Consider the following 16,507-nt stretch of genomic DNA (forward strand, 5'->3'; position numbering starts at 1 on the left):
TGTCGTCTTGGTTTCACGTGCCCTTGCGTCCGTCACTTCACTGACTTGAAGTCTCCAGCGATCCGGCGACCAGGACCGCAAGCTTGGCTTTGAGAATTGCCGAAGCAGTCCGGTCGGATCTGCGTCGCCAGTTCGGGCGCTCGCGGTCGGTACCAGGCAGGTTCACGGCCTCGACCTCTCCGGCCAGATCGTCCAGCTGCGCCAGGACGAGCGCGCTCGGCGACCGCGCGACGAAGGCATGGATCGCGGCGCAGAGTTCGGGCGTCAGGGGCGCGGCGACCGTCGCCTGCGCCGGCCACAGCCCGGCATGGTCGAGCGCCTCGTGCAGCAACCGCTTCTCGCGCTCGCGCGCCTGAAACGCCTCGCCTGCGGCTGCCTCGTCCATCAGGCCGAGACCGCGCTTCTCCTCGATGTCGCGACCGATCCACCATCCCGCGAGCGTGGGCAGGTCGTGGGTCGACACGCAGGCGGCCGACGTGGCGGGCCAGGTCTCCGGCGGCCGGAAGCTCTCGCCGTCCCGCTCGAACCACAACACGCGGTAGCTCAGCACGCCGGTCTCGTCGAGCCGCTCGCGCAACCCGTCCGGAACCGTTCCCAAGTCCTCGCCCACGACGACCGCGCCCGCGGCGTGGCTTTGCAGGGCCAGTTCGGCGAGCAGCAGGTCGAGGGGGGCGCCCACATAGGCGCCATCGGCGCCCCGGCCGCCCTCCGGAACCCAGAAGAGGCGTGTCAGCGCCATCACGTGGTCGATCCGCAGCGCCCCCGCGTGGCGCATGTTGGCGCAGACCAGCCGGCCGAAGGCCGCGGCGCCCGTGGCGACCTGGCTGATCGGATTGGGGGGCGGCAGGTTCCAGACCTGGCCGTCGGCGGAGAAGCGGTCCGGAGGCGCTCCGATCGACACGCCGCGGGCGAAGCCCGTCTGGTCGGCCCAGATCTCCGCGCCGTCCGGCGCCGCCCCGACGGCGAGGTCGCGGTAGAAGCCCAGCCCGAGGCCGGCTTGCCGGGCCTTGGCGGCCGCCGCCGCGAGTTGTCCGTCGGCCAGCCACTGCAGCCAGGCGTGATAGGCGATCCGGTCCGCCGGGGCGTCCCGGTCGTCGGGCCAAGTCCACCAGGCACCGCCCTGGCGTTCCGCCAGCGCCTGGAAGCGCGCGAACGCCTCGAGGTCCGGCCCGCCCGATGCGCGGAACCGCTCGAAGGCCTCCTCGGCCACCGAGCCGGCCTGCGTCCGGAAACCGATCCACGCCGCTTCCAGGGCTGCCGACTTGAGCCGCCAGACGGCCGGATAGTCGACGGCCGGGACGTCGCGCAGCGCGGACAGGGAGGCCGCCCTGCGTTCCACCAGCGCCCTGGCGGCACCGGTGGGATCGGCCGCGCCCAGCATCTCGACGTCGAGATAGATCGGATCGAGGAAACGCCGGTCCGAGGGATGGTAGGGGCTCGCCCGCTCGCGGTCGCCCGGGAACAGCGCGTGCAGCGGATTGAGACCCACCGTCGAGGCGCCGCGCTCGGCCGCGGCGACGCCCAGTTCCGCCAGCGTGGTGAAGTCGCCGATCCCCTGGTCGGAGCTTCCCCGGACGGCATAGAGATGCGCGGCCACGCCGAAGCGGGCAAGGCCCGGCGGCGGCAGGACGCAGCGTCCCGGCGAGACGAGCAGGTGCCCCGGTGCGTCCTCATGGCCGTCGGCCCAGATCGAGAAGCGGCCGGCCGGCAGGGGCGGCAGGCCGACGGTCGTGACGGACGACATGCGGCCATCCACGGCCGCGACCATGGGATCCCCGGTCGCAGGGTCCACCGGGACGCGATGCCGCGTTGCGTCGGACGCGGCAATGACGAGGCCGGTGACCGCGCCGGCGACACGCAGGGTCGAGGGGAGCCCGGCGGTGACGGCGGCGGCCTGCGGCACGGGACGCCGGTCGCGTGCCTCGGCGAGCGCCTCGAGGCTCTCCCGGGCCTCCGCCTCGCTCGAACACGACAATCCCATCGCCGTCAGCAGCGCGGAACGGGTGGCGTCCGACACGGCGTGGTGCCGGCCGGTTTCCTCCCACCAGTCCGGCGCGATGCCGGCGGCACGCGCCAGGCGCGACAGCGTGGCGGAGGAAACGCCCTGGCGCCGGCGCGCGAGGCTCGCCCCGTGCTCCTCGACATGCAGCTGCACGCTGCGCGGGGCCACGGCGCAACCGTCTCCGCCGTCGAGCAGGGGCGGCGCCGGTTCGGCGGAGGACCCGCTGTCGACGACGCGCCGCCAACCGTGGTCGGGACGCGACCAGGGCAGCGTCACGGACGCCGGTGCGCTCCCGCCATGGATGACGATCAAGGCCCGGTCGACGCCGTCACCAGCCGGCGCCGCGAGGGCGACGGCCAACGACCGCCGGCTTCCGTCCGACCAGTCGCCGGCGTCCATCGGGCGCCCGTCGAGATTGAGCCAGGCCACGTCGGGGAAGCCCTCCGAGCCGGGAGCGTCGGCGCCCGTGAGGAAGCGGTCCGCGCGCAAGGCGGGATGCTGTCGGCGCACGTCGGCGAGCCGGGCGGTGAAGGCCAGGAGGTCGCCGTCGAGCCCGTCCCAGTCGAGCCAGCCCAGGGCGTTGTCCTGGGCGTAGGCATTGTTGTTGCCCAGCTGCGTGCGCCCGGCCTCGGCGCCCATGGCGAGCATGGGCGTCCCGCGCGAGAGCAGCAGCGTGGCCAACAGGGCGCGCTGGTCGGCCTGGCGCCGGGCGACCACGGCCGGGTCGTCGCTTTGTCCCTCGACGCCGTTCGTCCACGAGTGGTTGGCGTCGGTGCCGTCGCGATTGTCCTCGCCGTTGGCGTGGTTGCGCTTGGCACCATAGGCGACGAGGTCGGCGAGCGTGAAACCGTCATGGGCCGTGACGAAATTCACGCTGCGTGAGGGGCGCCCCTTCGCCGCGAACAGGTCCTGCGAGCCGGCCAGTCGCGTGGCCAGCGCGCCCAGCATGCCGCCGTCGCCGCGCCAGAAGCGACGGACGTCGTCGCGATAGCGGTCGTTCCACTCGCCCCAGGTGCCGAAAGCCCCCGTCTGGTAGCCGCCGGGGCCGATGTCCCACGGCTCGGCCACGAGCTTGAGGTCGCGAAGTACGGGGTCCTGCATCACGGCCGCCAGGAACGGCGCCGCCGGATCGAAGCCGCCGTCGCGCCGCCCCAGCGTCGTGGCGAGGTCGAAACGGAAGCCGTCCAGGCCGGCCCGCGCCGCCCACGTGCGCAGGGCATCGAGGGCAAGACGCATCACCGGCGGACGGTCGAGGGCGAGCACGTTGCCGCAGCCGGCGTCGTCGATGTAGCGGGCGCGGTCGTCGGGCCGCAGCCGATAGTAGAGCGCGTTGTCCAGGCCGCGCAGGGAGAGCGTCGGGCCCAGTTCGTCGCCCTCCCCCGTGTGGTTCAGGACCACGTCGAGGATCACCTCGAGACCGGCCGACTGGAGCGCCGCGACCGCGCGGCGGACCTCGTCCCAGCCGCCGGGCGCCAGGCGGGGATCGGGCGCCATCAGCGCCACCGGGTTGTAGCCCCAGGCATTCGACAAGCCGAGCGGCGGCAGGTGACGCTCGTCCACCCAGGTCATGGCCGGCATCAGCTCGACCGTCGTGACGCCGAGCCGCACGAGATGCTCCACGGCGGCCGGGTGCGCGAGGCCCGCGAAGGTGCCGCGGTCTCTCTCCGGGACGGCGCGGTTCATGGCCGTGAAGCCCTTGACCGAAAGCTCGTAGACGATGGTGTCCGGCCATGGCACGCCCGGCCGGGCGATGGTCTGCGGTGCGGGCTGCGGTTCGATCACCGCCTTCGGCACGAGCGCCGCGGTATCGCCCGGCTCGCCCAGGGCCCGTGCATAGGCGAACGGCCGATCCAGACGCGTCGCGTAGGGATCGACGAGCAGCTTCCCGACGTCGAAGCGGTGGCCCGCGGACGGCTCGAAAGGCCCGTCGGCCCTGAGACCGTAGCGCTGGCCGGCGGCGAGGCCCGGCACGAAGGCGTGGTGCACGTCGCCGGTGCGGCCCTCCAGGCGGAGACGGCCGGTCTCCCGGTCGGCGTCGTCGAACAGACAGAGCCAGATCGCGCCGGCGTGGCGCGACACGACGGCGACGTTCGCGCCACCGTCGCGCAGCGTCACGCCGAGAGGTTCTGGGGAGCCTTCAATGGCGATCAAGGCTGGCCTGCTGTTCGACCATGGTGCGTCCTTCGGCACGGCCGCTGCGCGGCCTGCTCAGGATGAGGACATCCATGGGGTTCGGACACCACCGATGGGCCTCATCCTGAGCAGCGGCCGCAGGCCGCGTGTCGAAGGACGCAGGCAGGTCTCGTGCCATCAGGTGATCACCGTCGGCGCCGTGCGGCCCGTGTGCCGTGCCAGCCCCGAGATGTCTCCGGCGATCGTGATCAGGTCCGCGAGAGCGTCCTGCGGATCGCGATCGTGCTTCGCCGGGTCCGGCTCGAAGCGCTCGATGTAGATGCGGACCGTGGCGCCGGCCGTGCCGGTGCCCGACAGGCGGAAGACGATGCGAGAACCGCCCTCGAACAGGACGCGGATGCCCTGGGCCTTGGAGTCGGACCCGTCGACCGGGTCGTGGTAGGCGAAGTCGTCCGCGGCAGCGACGACGAGGTCGCCGAAGCGGCGCCCCGGCAGCGTGGGGAGTGCCTTGCGCAGGTCCGCCATCATGGCGTTGGCGCCCTCGCTCGCCACCTCTTCGTAGTCGTGCCGGGAGTAGTAGTTGCGCCCGTAGGTCGCCCAGTGCTGCCGCACGATGTCGCGCACGCTCTCCCGACGCGCGGCCAGGATGTTGAGCCACAGCAGCACGGCCCACAGCCCGTCCTTCTCGCGCACGTGGTCGGAGCCGGTGCCGGCGCTCTCCTCGCCGCAGATCGTGGCGAGGCCGGCGTCGAGCAGGTTGCCGAAGAATTTCCAGCCGGTAGGCGTCTCGTAGCACGTCACGCCGAGCTTCTCGGCCACGCGGTCGGCGGCGCCGCTGGTGGGCATGGAGCGGGCGATGCCGGCGATGCCACGGGCGTAGCCCGGTGCGAGGTGGGCGTTGGCCGCGAGCAGGGCGAGGCTGTCGGACGGCGTCACGAACTGCCCGCGCCCGATGACGAGGTTGCGGTCGCCGTCGCCGTCGGAGGCGGCGCACAGATCGGGCGCGTCCTTCGAGAAGGCGAGGTCCAGCAGGTGCTTGGCGTGCACGAGGTTGGGATCGGGATGGTGCCCGCCGAAGTCGGGAAGCGGCGTGCCGTTCAGGACCGTCCCGGGCGCGGCACCGAGGCGGCGCTCGAGGATCTCGGTCGCATAGGGGCCGGTGACGGCCGACATGGCATCGAAGCGCATCGTGAAGCCGGACGCGAACAGGGTCCGGATCGCGGCGAAGTCGAACAGCTTCTCCATCAGCGCGGCATAGGCCGTGACCGGATCGACGATCTCCACCGTCGCGCCGCCCAGGCTCGTCGTCCCGACCGCATCGAGGTCGAGGTCGGGCGTGTCGAGGGTGAGGTAGCGGTCGATGGTCTTCGTCCGGGCGAAGACGGCATCGGTGATCTTTTCGGGCGCGGGCCCACCGTTGCCGATGTTGTACTTGATGCCGAAGTCGCCGTCCGGCCCGCCGGGATTGTGGCTGGCCGACAGCACGATGCCGCCGAACGCCTTCAGCGCGCGGATGAGGTTGGAGGCCGCAGGCGTCGACAGGATGCCGCCCTGCCCCACCACGATTCGGCCGAAGCCGTTGGCCGCCGCCATGCGCAGGACGATCTGGATGGCCTCGCGGTTGAAGTAGCGGCCGTCGCCGCCCACGACGAGCGTCTCGCCCTTGAAGCCCTCCAGCGAGTCGAAGATCGACTGGACGAAGTTGGCGACATAGTGCGGTGCCTGGAACACCGGCACCTTCTTGCGCAGGCCCGAGGTGCCGGGCTTCTGGCCGTCGATGGGGGCGGTGGCGATGGTCTTGATCATGAGCGTTTCCGAAGGGCGTTGTCGGTTCGGTCAGTCGCGGCCGACGAGATCGCGGTACAGCGCGGCGTAGCGCCGTGCCGGGTGGGTCCACGACACGTCGGTCGCCATGCCGTTCTTCTGCAATCTGCGCCAGGTCGGCGGGTCGTTCCAGAGGGACGCCGCGCGCCGCAGCGCGGCCTCCAGTCTCTCGCGCCCGATCGGGGCGACGTGGAGCCCCGTCGCGACGCCGGCGGCGAGCGCCATCTCGTTGGCATCGATGACCGTGTCGGCCAGTCCGCCCACGCGGGCCACGATCGGCACGGCGCCGTAGCGCATGGCGCAGAGCTGGGTCAGGCCGCAGGGCTCGAACCGCGACGGCACGAGGATCGCGTCGCTGCCCGCCTGGATGAGATGCGCGAGGGCCTCGTCGTAGCCGATGCGGCAGCCGATCCGGCCCGGCCAGCGGGCCTGGGCGGCCGCGAAGCCTTGCTCGAGGGCGGGCTCGCCCGCGCCCAGCAAGGCGAGCTGGGCACCTTCGCCCACGAGCACCGGCAAGGCGTCGACCAGGAGATCGAGCCCCTTCTGCCACGACAGCCGGCTGACCACGCCCAGGACGAGCGCGCCGGGGTCGACGGCCAGGCCCATCGCCTGCTGCAGCGCCGCCTTCGCCTTGGCCCGGCCCTTCAGGCGCCGCGCGTCGAAGGCCGCGGGCAGCAGCGGATCGGTCGCCGGGTTCCAGACGTCGACGTCGATGCCGTTGATGATCCCGGCGAGCGCGCCGGCCCGGACGCGCAGCAGCCCGTCGAGGCCCATGCCGGCCTCCGGCTCGAGGATCTCGGCCGCATAGGTGGGAGACACCGTCGTGATGCGATCGGCAAGCTGCAGGCCCGCCTTCAGGTAGCCGATGGTGCCGTAGTACTCGATCCCGTCGACCGCATAGGCATGCGGCGGCAAGCCCAGCGGCCCGAGGAGTTCCGCCGGGAATTGCCCCTGGAAGGCGAGATTGTGCACCGTCACCACGGTGCCAGGGCGCGCGCCGCCGGCATAGTGCAGGTAGGCTGGCGCCATGGCCGCCTGCCAGTCGTGGGCATGCACCACGTCGGGGACAGGCAGGGGCGTCCGGCCGAGGCCGATGTCGGCCGCCGCGCGGGCCAGCGCGGCGAAGCGGAAGGCGTTGTTCGGCCAGTCCCGGCCGTCCGGTCCCACATAGGGATTGCCGTCCCGGGCGAAGAGATGCGGAGCGTCGAGCGCGATGAGGTCCAGCCCGGACGCGGTCCCGGCCACGAGCCGCGCCGGTCCGCCGAACAGGTCCGCGAAGGCGTGCACGGCGGTGCCACCCTCCAGCGCCTTCATCACCTTGGGATAGCCCGGCACGAGCGTGCGCACGGCCACGCCCTCCGCGGCCAGCGCACCCGGCAGCGCACCCGCGACGTCGGCCAGCCCGCCCGTCTTGACGAGCGGGTAGACCTCCGACGCGACGGACAGGACGGCGAGTGCCGTCATGAAGGCAGCCTGTCGATCATGGCCTGCGTGATGAGGCAGATGCCCTTGGCCGAGCGACGGAAGCGCTTGGCGTCGAGCACGGGATCCTCGCCCACCACGAGGCCCTCCGGGATGGTCACGCCGCGGTCGACGATGACGTTGCGCAGCCGCACGTTCCGGCCCACCTCGACATAGGGGAGGATCACCGCCCCCTCCACGTCCGAGTAGGAGTTCACCCGCACGCCCGTGAACAGCAGCGTCTGGCGCAGGGCCGCGCCCGAAACGATGCAGCCGCCCGACACCAGCGACGAGATGGCCTGGCCACGCCGGCCGTCCTCGTCATGGACGAACTTGGCCGGCGGCGTGATCTCGCCGAAGGTCCAGATGGGCCAGTTGTTGTCGTAGAGGTCGAGGTCCGGCACGACCGCGGTGAGGTCGATGTTGGCTTCCCAGTAGGCGTCCACCGTCCCCACGTCGCGCCAGTAGGCGCCCGACTCCGCCGACGACCGGACGCAGGAGCGCTCGAAGTGGTGCGCCACGGCTTTCCCGTTCTTGACGATGTAGGGGATGATGTCCTTGCCGAAGTCGCGGCTCGAGTTCGGGTCCTCGGAGTCGCGGCGCAGCTGCTCGATGAGGAACTTGGTCTCGAAGACGTAGATGCCCATGCTGGCGAGCGACTTGTCGGGCTTGCCCGGCATGGCCGGCGGATCGGACGGCTTCTCGAGGAACGAGATGATCTGGTCCTTGGCGTCCACGTGCATCACGCCGAAGCCCTTGGCGTCCTCGCGAGGCACCTCGAGGCAGCCCACCGTCACGTCGGCGCCCTGCTCGACGTGCTGCTGCAGCATCGCCTCGTAGTCCATCTTGTAGATGTGGTCGCCGGCAAGCAGGACGATGTAGCGGGGGTCGTAGCCCTCGATGATGTCGATGTTCTGGAACACGGCGTCGGCCGTGCCGAGATACCACTTCTCCTCCGACACGCGCTGGCTGGCCGGCAGGATGTCGAAGCTCTCGTTGCGCTCCGGACGGAAGAAGTTCCAGCCGCGCTGCAGGTGCCGGATCAGGCTGTGCGCCTTGTACTGCGTGGCCACGCCGATGCGACGGATGCCCGAGTTCAGCGCGTTGGACAGCGCGAAGTCGATGATGCGCGACTTGCCCCCGAAATAGACCGCGGGCTTGGCCCGGATGTCGGTGAGCTCCATGAGCCGGCTGCCGCGGCCGCCGGCCAGGACATAGGCCATGGCATGGCGGGCAAGCGGGGTCCCGGGGGCGGGGGAGGTCGGGATCGGCAAGGCGTGGTCCTCCTCTCGTCGTTGTCGTGCGGCGCGGGTCTCTTCGCCCGTTCGCCGATCGGGGTCAGGCGGGGTCGAATTCCAGGTAGATGGTGGACAGCGGCGGCAGCACGAGGACGGCCGACGCAGGATAGTCATGGCTGGGCTCGGCCGTAGCAACGACCGCGCCAAGATTGCCCATGCCGGAGCCGCCATACAGCGCGGCATCGGTGTTGAGGACCTCGCGCCAGCGTCCGGCCTCCGGCAGGCCGACCCGGTAGCCGGGGCGCGGCACGGGGGTGAAGTTGCAGACGACGGCGACGGGCCGCGCGCCGGCACCGCCCAGGCGCAGCCAGGCCACGACCGACTGCTCGGCGTCGTCGACCACGATCCAGCGGAAGCCGTCGGCCTCGCAGTCGCGCTCGTGCAGGGCGGCGATGTCGCGATAGGCGCGGTTCAGGTCGCGCACCAGCGCCTGCAGGCCCGCGTGGAACGGCCCCTCCCCCAGGAGATGCCAGTCGAGGCTCTGGGCGAAGGCCCATTCGCGCCGCTGGCCGAATTCCTGGCCCATGAACAGCAGCTTCTTGCCGGGGTGTCCCCACATGAACGCGTAGTAGGCCCGGACGTTGGCGAATTTCTGCCAGTCGTCGCCCGGCATCTTGCCCAGGATCGAGCCCTTCCCGTGCACGACCTCGTCATGCGAGAGCGGCAGGACGAAGTTCTCCGAGAAGGCGTAGAGCAGGCCGAAGGTCAGCTTGTCGTGGTGCCAGCGCCGGTGCACCGGCTCCTTGGCCATGTACTCCAGGGTGTCGTGCATCCACCCCATGTTCCACTTGAAGCCGAAGCCGAGCCCGCCCGCGTGCACCGGCTGGGAGACGCCGGGCCAGGCCGTCGACTCCTCGGCGATGGTCACCACGCCCGGCGCCGCCGCATAGGCGTGCGAATTGACGTGCTGGAGGAATGCCACCGCCTCGCGATTCTCGTTGCCGCCCTGTTCGTTGGGCAGCCACTCGCCGGGCTTGCGGGAATAGTCGAGGTAGAGCATCGAGGCGACCGCGTCGACGCGCAGGCCGTCGACGTGGAAGCGGTCGAGCCAGTAGAGCGCGTTGGCGGTGAGCATGTTCACCACCTCGCGCTTGCCGAAGTCGTAGATCGCCGTGTTCCAGTCGGGGTGGAAGCCACGACGCGGATCGGGATGCTCGTACAGCGCCGTGCCGTCGAAGCGCGCGAGGCCGTGCACGTCCGTCGGGAAATGGGCCGGCACCCAGTCCAGGATGACGGAGAGCCCGGCGGCGTGCGCCCTGTCGACGAAGCGCGCGAAACCCGCCGGCTCGCCGTGACGGCTGGTGGGCGCGAAGAGACCGATCGGCTGGTAGCCCCAGGAATCGTCGAGGGGATGCTCCGACACCGGCAGCAGCTCGAGGTGGGTGAACCCCATCTCCGCCGCGTAGGGCACGAGCGTGTCGGCCAGTTCGTCGTAGGTCAGGAACCGGTTGTCCTCGCCCCGGCGCCAGGATGGCAGATGCACTTCGTAGATGCTCATCGGCGCGCGGCGCGCGTCGGCCGAGGCGCGGCTCTGCAGATAGCCGTCGTCCGTCCAGGCGAACGGCCCGGAGGCGGCGACGACCGACGCGGTGGATGGCCGCAGTTCGCCTTGTGCGCCGAAGGGGTCGGCCTTGAGCGGGCACAGCACGCCGTCCGGCCCGACGATCTCGTATTTGTAGACCATGCCCTCGGCGAGGCCGGGCGCGAACAGCTCCCACAGGCCGCTGTCGATGCGCTTGCGCATCGGATGGCGGCGGCCGTCCCACGCATTGAAGTCGCCGACCACCGAGACCCGGCGGGCATGGGGCGCCCACACGGCGAAGTGCACGCCCGCCACGCCCTCGTGGGCGACGGGGTGGGCGCCCAGCTTCTCGTAGAGGCGCTTGTGGGTGCCTTCCACCATCAGATAGTCGTCGAGGGGGCCTAGGATGGGTCCGAAGGCGAAGGGGTCCTCGAACTCCCACGTGTCGCCGCCGCGCCGCGCCCGCAGCCGATAGTGCTGCCGGGCCTTCAGCCCGGCCGCCAACCCTTCGAAGAAGCCCGCCCCGTCGCGCAGGGCGAGGCCGGCGATCACACGGCCGTCGGCGTCGATCGCCTCGACGGCCTCGGCTCCCGGAACGAGGGCGCGAATGGCCCAGCCGGCGGGTGTCTCGTGCAGTCCGAGAACGGCGAAGCTGTCGCCGTGGCGGGCGGCCACGAGCGCCTCGACGTCCCCTGCTTCAGCCTGCCAACCCGCCGCGCCCATCCTCATGCCACCGGCAGAACCGGCGCTCCCCAGACGTCGTGCGCATATTCCGTGATGGTTCGGTCCGACGAGAACCATCCCATGTTCGCGGTGTTCAGGATCGCGGACCGCCACCATGCCGCCTTGTCGGCCCAGCGGGCATCCACGGCCCTCTGCGAGGCATAATAGGCGTCAAAATCGGCGGCGACCAAGAAGTGATCGTAGTGGCGCACCGCGTTGACGATGCCTTCGAAGCGGTTCGGCTCGCCGGGCGAGAAGACGCCCGACCCGATGGCGTCCAGCACCTGGCCCAGGATCGGCGAGTCGGCGATGACGTCGGTCATGTCGATTCCCTGTCGGCGCCGCGCCTCGACCTCCTCGGTCTTCAGGCCGAAGATGAAGATGTTGTCGGCGCCGACATGGTCGAGGATCTCGACATTGGCTCCGTCGAGCGTGCCGATGGTCAGCGCGCCGTTAAGCGCCAGCTTCATGTTGCCCGTGCCGGAGGCCTCCATGCCCGCCGTCGAGATCTGCTCGGACAGGTCGGCGGCCGGGATGATGGCCTCGGCGAGGCTGACATTGTAGTTCGGCAGGAACACGACCTTCAGCAGGCCGCGCACCGTGGGGTCGCCGTTGACGACGCGCGCCACGTCGTTGGCGAGCTTGATGATGAGCTTGGCCTGGTGGTAGCTCGCCGCCGCCTTGCCGGCGAAGATCTTGACGCGCGGCACCCACCCCGCACCGGGGCGAGCCCGGATCGCGTCGTAGAGCGCGATGGTCTCCAGGATGTTGAGGAGCTGGCGCTTGTACTCGTGGATGCGCTTGATCTGCACGTCGAACAGCGCGTCGGGATCGACGCGGGTGCCGACCCGCTCGGCGATGATCCGCGCCAGCGCCTGCTTCTTCGACCGGCGGATCGCGGCGAAGCGATCGCGCACGGAGGCATCGTCGGCGAAGCGGGCGAATCCAGTGAGGTCGGACGGCTCGTCCATGATCTTGGGCCCGACCGTCTCGACCAGGAGGTCGGTCAGCCCGGGATTGGCCTCGAACAGCCAGCGGCGGAAGGTGATGCCGTTCGTCTTGTTGACGATGCGGTTGGGATAGAGCCGGTCGAGGTCGCGGAACAGGGTCTTGCGAAGAAGGTCCGTGTGGAGCGCGGAGACGCCGTTGATGCGATGCGAGCCGATGAAGGCCAGCGTGCCCATGCGCACGTGGCGGCCATGGTGCTCGTCGATCAGCGACAGGGCCGAGGCCAGCCCGTGGTCGTCGGGCGCCATCCGGCGCACGCGCTCCAGGTGCAGGGCGTTGATCAGGTAGATGATCTGCATCTGGCGCGGGAGCAGCCGCTCCATCAGCGGCACGGGCCAGCTCTCGAGCGCCTCGGGCAGCAGGGTGTGGTTGGTGTAGGACAGCGTCGCGGTGGTGATTTCCCAGGCCTCCTCCCAGGCGATGCCGTGGAGGTCGACGAGGATGCGCATCAGCTCGGCCACCGCGATGGCGGGGTGCGTGTCGTTGAGCTGGATGGCGACCTTGTCCGGCAGCGTGTTCAGCGCGCCGTAGTTCTTGAGGTGCCTGCGGACGAGGTCCTGCAGGGAGGCCGACACGAAGAAGTATTCCTGGCGCAGCCGCAGCTCCTGGCCCGCCGGCGTGGCGTCGCTCGGATACAGGACCTTCGAGATCGACTCGGCGCGGACGCGGTCGGCCAGCGCGCCCACATGGTCGCCCTGGTTGAAGGCATCGAGCCGCAGCACGTCGGAAGCCCGGGCCGACCACAGTCGCAGCGTGTTCACATGCGCGCCGCGCCAGCCCGGAACGGGCGTGTCGTAGGCGACCGCGTCGATGGTCTCCGCCGGCTTCCAGACGTGACGCACCGTGTCGTCGTCGCCGTCCAGCGCCTCGACGACGCCTCCGAAGCCCACGGAGTAGGCCACTTCCGGCCGCTCGAACTCCCAGGGGTTGCCGAACGCCAGCCACGTCTCGGGCGATTCCTGCTGCCAGCCGTCCTTGATGAGCTGACGGAACAGGCCGTGATCGTAGCGGATGCCGTAGCCATAGGCGGCGATCGACAGGGTGGCCATGCTCTCCATGAAGCAGGCCGCCAGCCGCCCCAGGCCGCCGTTGCCGAGAGCCGCGTCCGGCTCGATCTGGCGGAGCTCCTCGAGGTCGACGCCGAGCCCGGCGAGGGCCTCGCGAACGGGCTCCTTCAATTGCAGCTGGGTCAACGCATCGACGAGCAGGCGGCCGATCAGGAACTCCAGGGACAGGTAGTAGACGCGCTTGCGCTTGCCCGCGTAGGTGCGGCGCGTGGAGTTCATCCAGCGCTCGACGATACGGTCGCGCACGGCGAGGGCCGTGGCCACGAACCAGTCGCGCTTGCTGGCGGCAACCGGGTTCTTACCCACCGAATAGGTCAGCTTGGCGATGATCGCCTCGCGCATCGCCTCCGCGTCGACGGCGGCCGGCAGGGCCGGCGGCAGCGGGACGGATTGGGCCGTTTCGGAGGGGCTGGGCTGGGCGGTCGACATGGGAGCAGTCCTTTGATGGCCTCGGTGCGGACTCGGATCGTCTTGCATTCAGGTGCTTGCAGGGATCCTGCCAAACCGCTCTGGCAAGCGGCGGGCGCGGACGCAAGACGGAACCCGCCAAACGGGACCGACGGGAGCAAACCTGCCTGAATGATCGTCAATCGTCAATTCATAAATCCATTGGACTTATTAATTGACAGGATACCGTCACCGTTCCATCATCCAGTCCACACAGGCTGCGGCGACAGGCCATGGACATCTCCCACGCATCACGGCCGGACTCCCTGCCTCCCATCCCCGTGCGCGCCGCCGATCCGAGCCGCGGCACGAACCAGGCCGGCGTGCGGCTCTACAACGAGCGCCTCGCCCTGTCGCTGATCCGTCGCCACGGCCCCTTGCCCAAGGCCGACGTCGCGCGGCTGACGGGGCTTTCCGCCATGACGACGACGACGATCATGAACCGCCTCGAAGCGGAAGGGTTGCTGCGCCGCGGGGAGAAACAGCGCGGCAAAGTGGGCCAGCCCTCGGTGCCCTATGCGCTGAACCCGGACGGTGCCTTCGCGCTCGGCGTGAAGATCGGCCGACGCAGCTGCGAGTTCGTCGTCGCCGATCTCGTCGGCACGGTGCGGTCGCGCCGCCGGATGACCTATGCCTGGCCCCTGCCCGGCGCGGTGTTCGGCTGGCTGGCCGCCGAGATCCCCCAGGCGTTGGCGACCGCCGGTTCGGATCCGGCGCGCCTCGTCGGCATGGGCGTCGCGGTGCCTTTCGAGCTGTGGAGCTGGGACGCGGAGCTCGGTGCCCCCGCGCCGGAGCTGCAATCGTGGCGTGAAGTCGACATCGCGGCCGAGCTTTCGAAACTGTCCGGTGGGCCGGTCCAGCTGTGCAATGACGCGACCGCCGCCTGCGCCGCCGAGCTCTTCGCGGGCCGCGGCGCCCGCTACCGCGACTTCGTCTATTGCTTCGTCGGCTCGTTCATCGGAGGCGGCCTGGTGCTGAACCATGCCCTCCACGTGGGCCGCAACGGCAATGCCGGCGCGCTCGGCTCGATGCCCGTGGCCCGCCTCGACGGCCCGGGCCACATGTCGCGGCCGCAGTTGATCCGCCAGGCCTCACTCTTCCTGCTGGAGGAGCGGCTCGTTCGTTCGGGTCGCGATCCCTCGGCCATCTGGACGGATCCCACGCACTGGAGCGGCTTCGACGGCGAGGTGGAGGCCTGGATCGCCGAGGTCGCACCCGCCATCGCGCCGGCCCTGGTGGCCGCCAGCGCAGTGGTTGATGCCGAGGCGATGATCGTGGACGGCGCCTTCCCTGCTGCTGTACGAAGCCGCCTGGTCGCAAGCGTCGCGGCCGAAGTCGATCGCCTCGACCGGCGCGGCCTTTCGCCCGCGGTCCTCGCGGAAGGCTCGGTCGGGCCCGAGGCTCGGGCGATCGGCGCGGCGATGCTGCCGCTGATGGCCGCGTTCGCACCCGACCGCGAGATCCTGTTCAAGGACGAGGAGGTCCGCCCGTGATCCTGGTGTGTGGCGAAGCGCTGGTCGACGTCTTCGTCGGCGAAGGAGGACCCACCCGGTTTCCCGCCGAGTTCGTGGTGGGCGGCTCGCCCTTCAACGTGGCCCTCGGCCTGGCGCGGCTGGGCGAGCGAAGCGCCTTCTTCAGCGGGCTGTCCACCGACCGCTTCGGCGAGGTGCTGCGGGACGTGCTCGTCGGCGAAGGAGTCGACGTGTCGCTCTCGCCCGCCGTGCCCAATCCCACGACCGTGAGCATCGTGGCCCGGGGAGCCGATGGTCATCCCCGCTACGCCTTCTACGGGGCCGACGCGGCCGACCGATGCCTGACCTCGGCTCAGCTGCCGCCGGCCCTGCCGGATGACGTGCAGGCGATCGCCATGGGCTCCTACACGATCGCCGTCCAACCGGTGCGCGAGGCTTACCTTGCGCTCGCGCGGCGCGAGAAGGGCCGCCGGACGATCAGCATCGATCCCAACCTGCGTCCGACGGTCGTCGGCGACCTCGACGCCTGGGCCACGGGCTTCGAGGATTTCGCCGCAACCGCGACCATCGTGAAGTCCAGCGACGAGGACATCGCCATCGCCTACCGGGGCAAACTCGGCGTCGCCGAGGCCGCCCGGCGCTGGCGTGCCTCCGGCGCGGAACTCGTCGTCGTCACGCGCGGCGGCGACGGCGCCGTGGCCTTCCTGCGCGACGAGGAACCGCTGGCGGTGCCGGGCCGCAAGGTGGAGGTGGTGGACACCGTCGGCGCGGGCGATACGTTTCATGCCGCCTTGCTGGCCCACTTGTCACGATCGGGCCATCTCGGCGGACCATCTCTTGCTTCGCTGACCAGAGACGGGCTCGCCCGCTCCGTCGCCTACGCCGTCACCGCCTCGTCGATCACCTGTTCGCGGCGCGGTGCCGATCTCCCCCGGGCAGCCGAGGTCGCGGCCGCCCTCGCAGGAAAGGACGCCCCATGAGCTCGCGCATCATCTCCGTCGACCCCTTCGACATGGTGGTGTTCGGCGCCACCGGCGATCTGGCCGCCCGCAAGCTGATGCCGGCCCTGTTCCGCCGCGACGTCGCCGGGCAGATCCCGGCGGAAGCGCGAATCATCGGCGTGTCGCGCCGCCCCGTCGACGACGCGGCCTATCTCGACTGGGTGAAGGGGAGCCTGCGCCAGCACGTGCCCGCCGAGGAACTCACCGAGGAGAACCTGGCGCGCTTCATGGCCCGTCTCGCCCACGTGACGCTGGATGCGGCCAGCGATGCCGGGTGGCCGGAGCTGGCGAAGCTCCTGGCCGACCATCCCGAGCGCATCCGCGCCTTCTACCTCGCCGTCGGTCCCGACCTGTTCGGCGCCATCTGCGAGCGGATCGGCAAGCACGGCCTCGTCACGCCCAAGGCACGCGTCGTCGTCGAGAAGCCCGTCGGCAAGAGCGGCGAGAGCGCCGACGCGGTGAACGCCGCGGTCGGCAAGGTGTTCGAGGAACGCCAGATCTTCCGCATCGACCACTATCTCGGCAAGGAGACGGTGCAGAACCTGATGG

Annotated in this window: 8 protein-coding genes and 1 pseudogene; 3 read left to right on the forward strand and 6 right to left on the reverse strand. The window is 70.6% G+C overall.

Going from position 1 to position 16,507, the window contains the following annotated elements; genetic code table 11:
- Positions 1-37: 37 nt before the first annotated feature.
- From glgX to Q0Q47_RS01315, 6 genes are all read right to left on the reverse strand, one after another.
- Positions 38-4,192: a glycogen debranching protein GlgX gene (gene glgX, locus Q0Q47_RS01290; protein WP_293853488.1), complete on the reverse strand. Its 4,155-nt coding sequence runs from the start codon at positions 4,190-4,192 to the stop codon at positions 38-40.
- A gap of 120 nt (positions 4,193-4,312) precedes the next feature.
- The gene (locus Q0Q47_RS01295; protein ID WP_293853490.1) at positions 4,313-5,941 is read right to left on the reverse strand and encodes an alpha-D-glucose phosphate-specific phosphoglucomutase; all 1,629 of its coding nucleotides are present in this window, start codon (positions 5,939-5,941) and stop codon (positions 4,313-4,315) included.
- Between the two features lie 30 nt (positions 5,942-5,971).
- The gene (gene glgA / locus Q0Q47_RS01300; RefSeq protein WP_293853491.1) at positions 5,972-7,423 is read right to left on the reverse strand and encodes a glycogen synthase GlgA; all 1,452 of its coding nucleotides are present in this window, start codon (positions 7,421-7,423) and stop codon (positions 5,972-5,974) included.
- Entirely contained in the window at positions 7,420-8,688 is a 1,269-nt protein-coding gene (gene glgC / locus Q0Q47_RS01305; RefSeq protein WP_293853519.1) for a glucose-1-phosphate adenylyltransferase, read from the reverse strand. Before glgC ends, glgA begins: the two co-directional genes overlap by 4 nt.
- 70 nt (positions 8,689-8,758) lie before the next feature.
- Complete coding sequence (glgB, locus tag Q0Q47_RS01310) at positions 8,759-10,963, reverse strand: 1,4-alpha-glucan branching protein GlgB (RefSeq protein ID WP_293853493.1); 2,205 nt, start codon at positions 10,961-10,963, stop codon at positions 8,759-8,761.
- A gap of 2 nt (positions 10,964-10,965) precedes the next feature.
- A complete protein-coding gene (locus Q0Q47_RS01315) occupies positions 10,966-13,467 on the reverse strand; it encodes a glycogen/starch/alpha-glucan phosphorylase (RefSeq protein ID WP_293853495.1) in 2,502 nt (833 codons plus the stop codon).
- Between the two features lie 251 nt (positions 13,468-13,718).
- Here Q0Q47_RS01315 and Q0Q47_RS01320 point away from each other — a divergent pair, with 251 nt between their 5' ends.
- The 3 genes and pseudogenes from Q0Q47_RS01320 to Q0Q47_RS01330 all read left to right on the forward strand — a co-directional run.
- On the forward strand, positions 13,719-14,978 hold the full coding sequence (locus tag Q0Q47_RS01320) for an ROK family transcriptional regulator (RefSeq protein ID WP_293853496.1): 1,260 nt from the start codon (positions 13,719-13,721) through the stop codon (positions 14,976-14,978).
- Entirely contained in the window at positions 14,975-15,937 is a 963-nt protein-coding gene (locus Q0Q47_RS01325; protein ID WP_293853498.1) for a carbohydrate kinase, read from the forward strand. The genes Q0Q47_RS01320 and Q0Q47_RS01325 overlap by 4 nt, the downstream gene beginning before the upstream one ends.
- Positions 15,934-16,507, forward strand: a pseudogene (locus Q0Q47_RS01330) (glucose-6-phosphate dehydrogenase); the annotation flags it as partial. The gene Q0Q47_RS01325 and the pseudogene Q0Q47_RS01330, both read left to right, overlap by 4 nt.

Source organism: uncultured Alsobacter sp. (assembly GCF_945952055.1).
GTDB lineage: Bacteria > Pseudomonadota > Alphaproteobacteria > Rhizobiales > Beijerinckiaceae > Alsobacter.

Coding starts and splice junctions, on each gene's coding strand:
- Q0Q47_RS01295 (WP_293853490.1), bottom strand. CDS start 5,941: ATGATCAAGACCATCGCCACCGCCCCCATCGACGGCCAGAAGCCCGGC.
- glgA (WP_293853491.1), bottom strand. CDS start 7,423: ATGACGGCACTCGCCGTCCTGTCCGTCGCGTCGGAGGTCTACCCGCTC.
- glgB (WP_293853493.1), bottom strand. CDS start 10,963: ATGGGCGCGGCGGGTTGGCAGGCTGAAGCAGGGGACGTCGAGGCGCTC.
- Q0Q47_RS01315 (WP_293853495.1), bottom strand. CDS start 13,467: ATGTCGACCGCCCAGCCCAGCCCCTCCGAAACGGCCCAATCCGTCCCG.
- Q0Q47_RS01320 (WP_293853496.1), top strand. CDS start 13,719: ATGGACATCTCCCACGCATCACGGCCGGACTCCCTGCCTCCCATCCCC.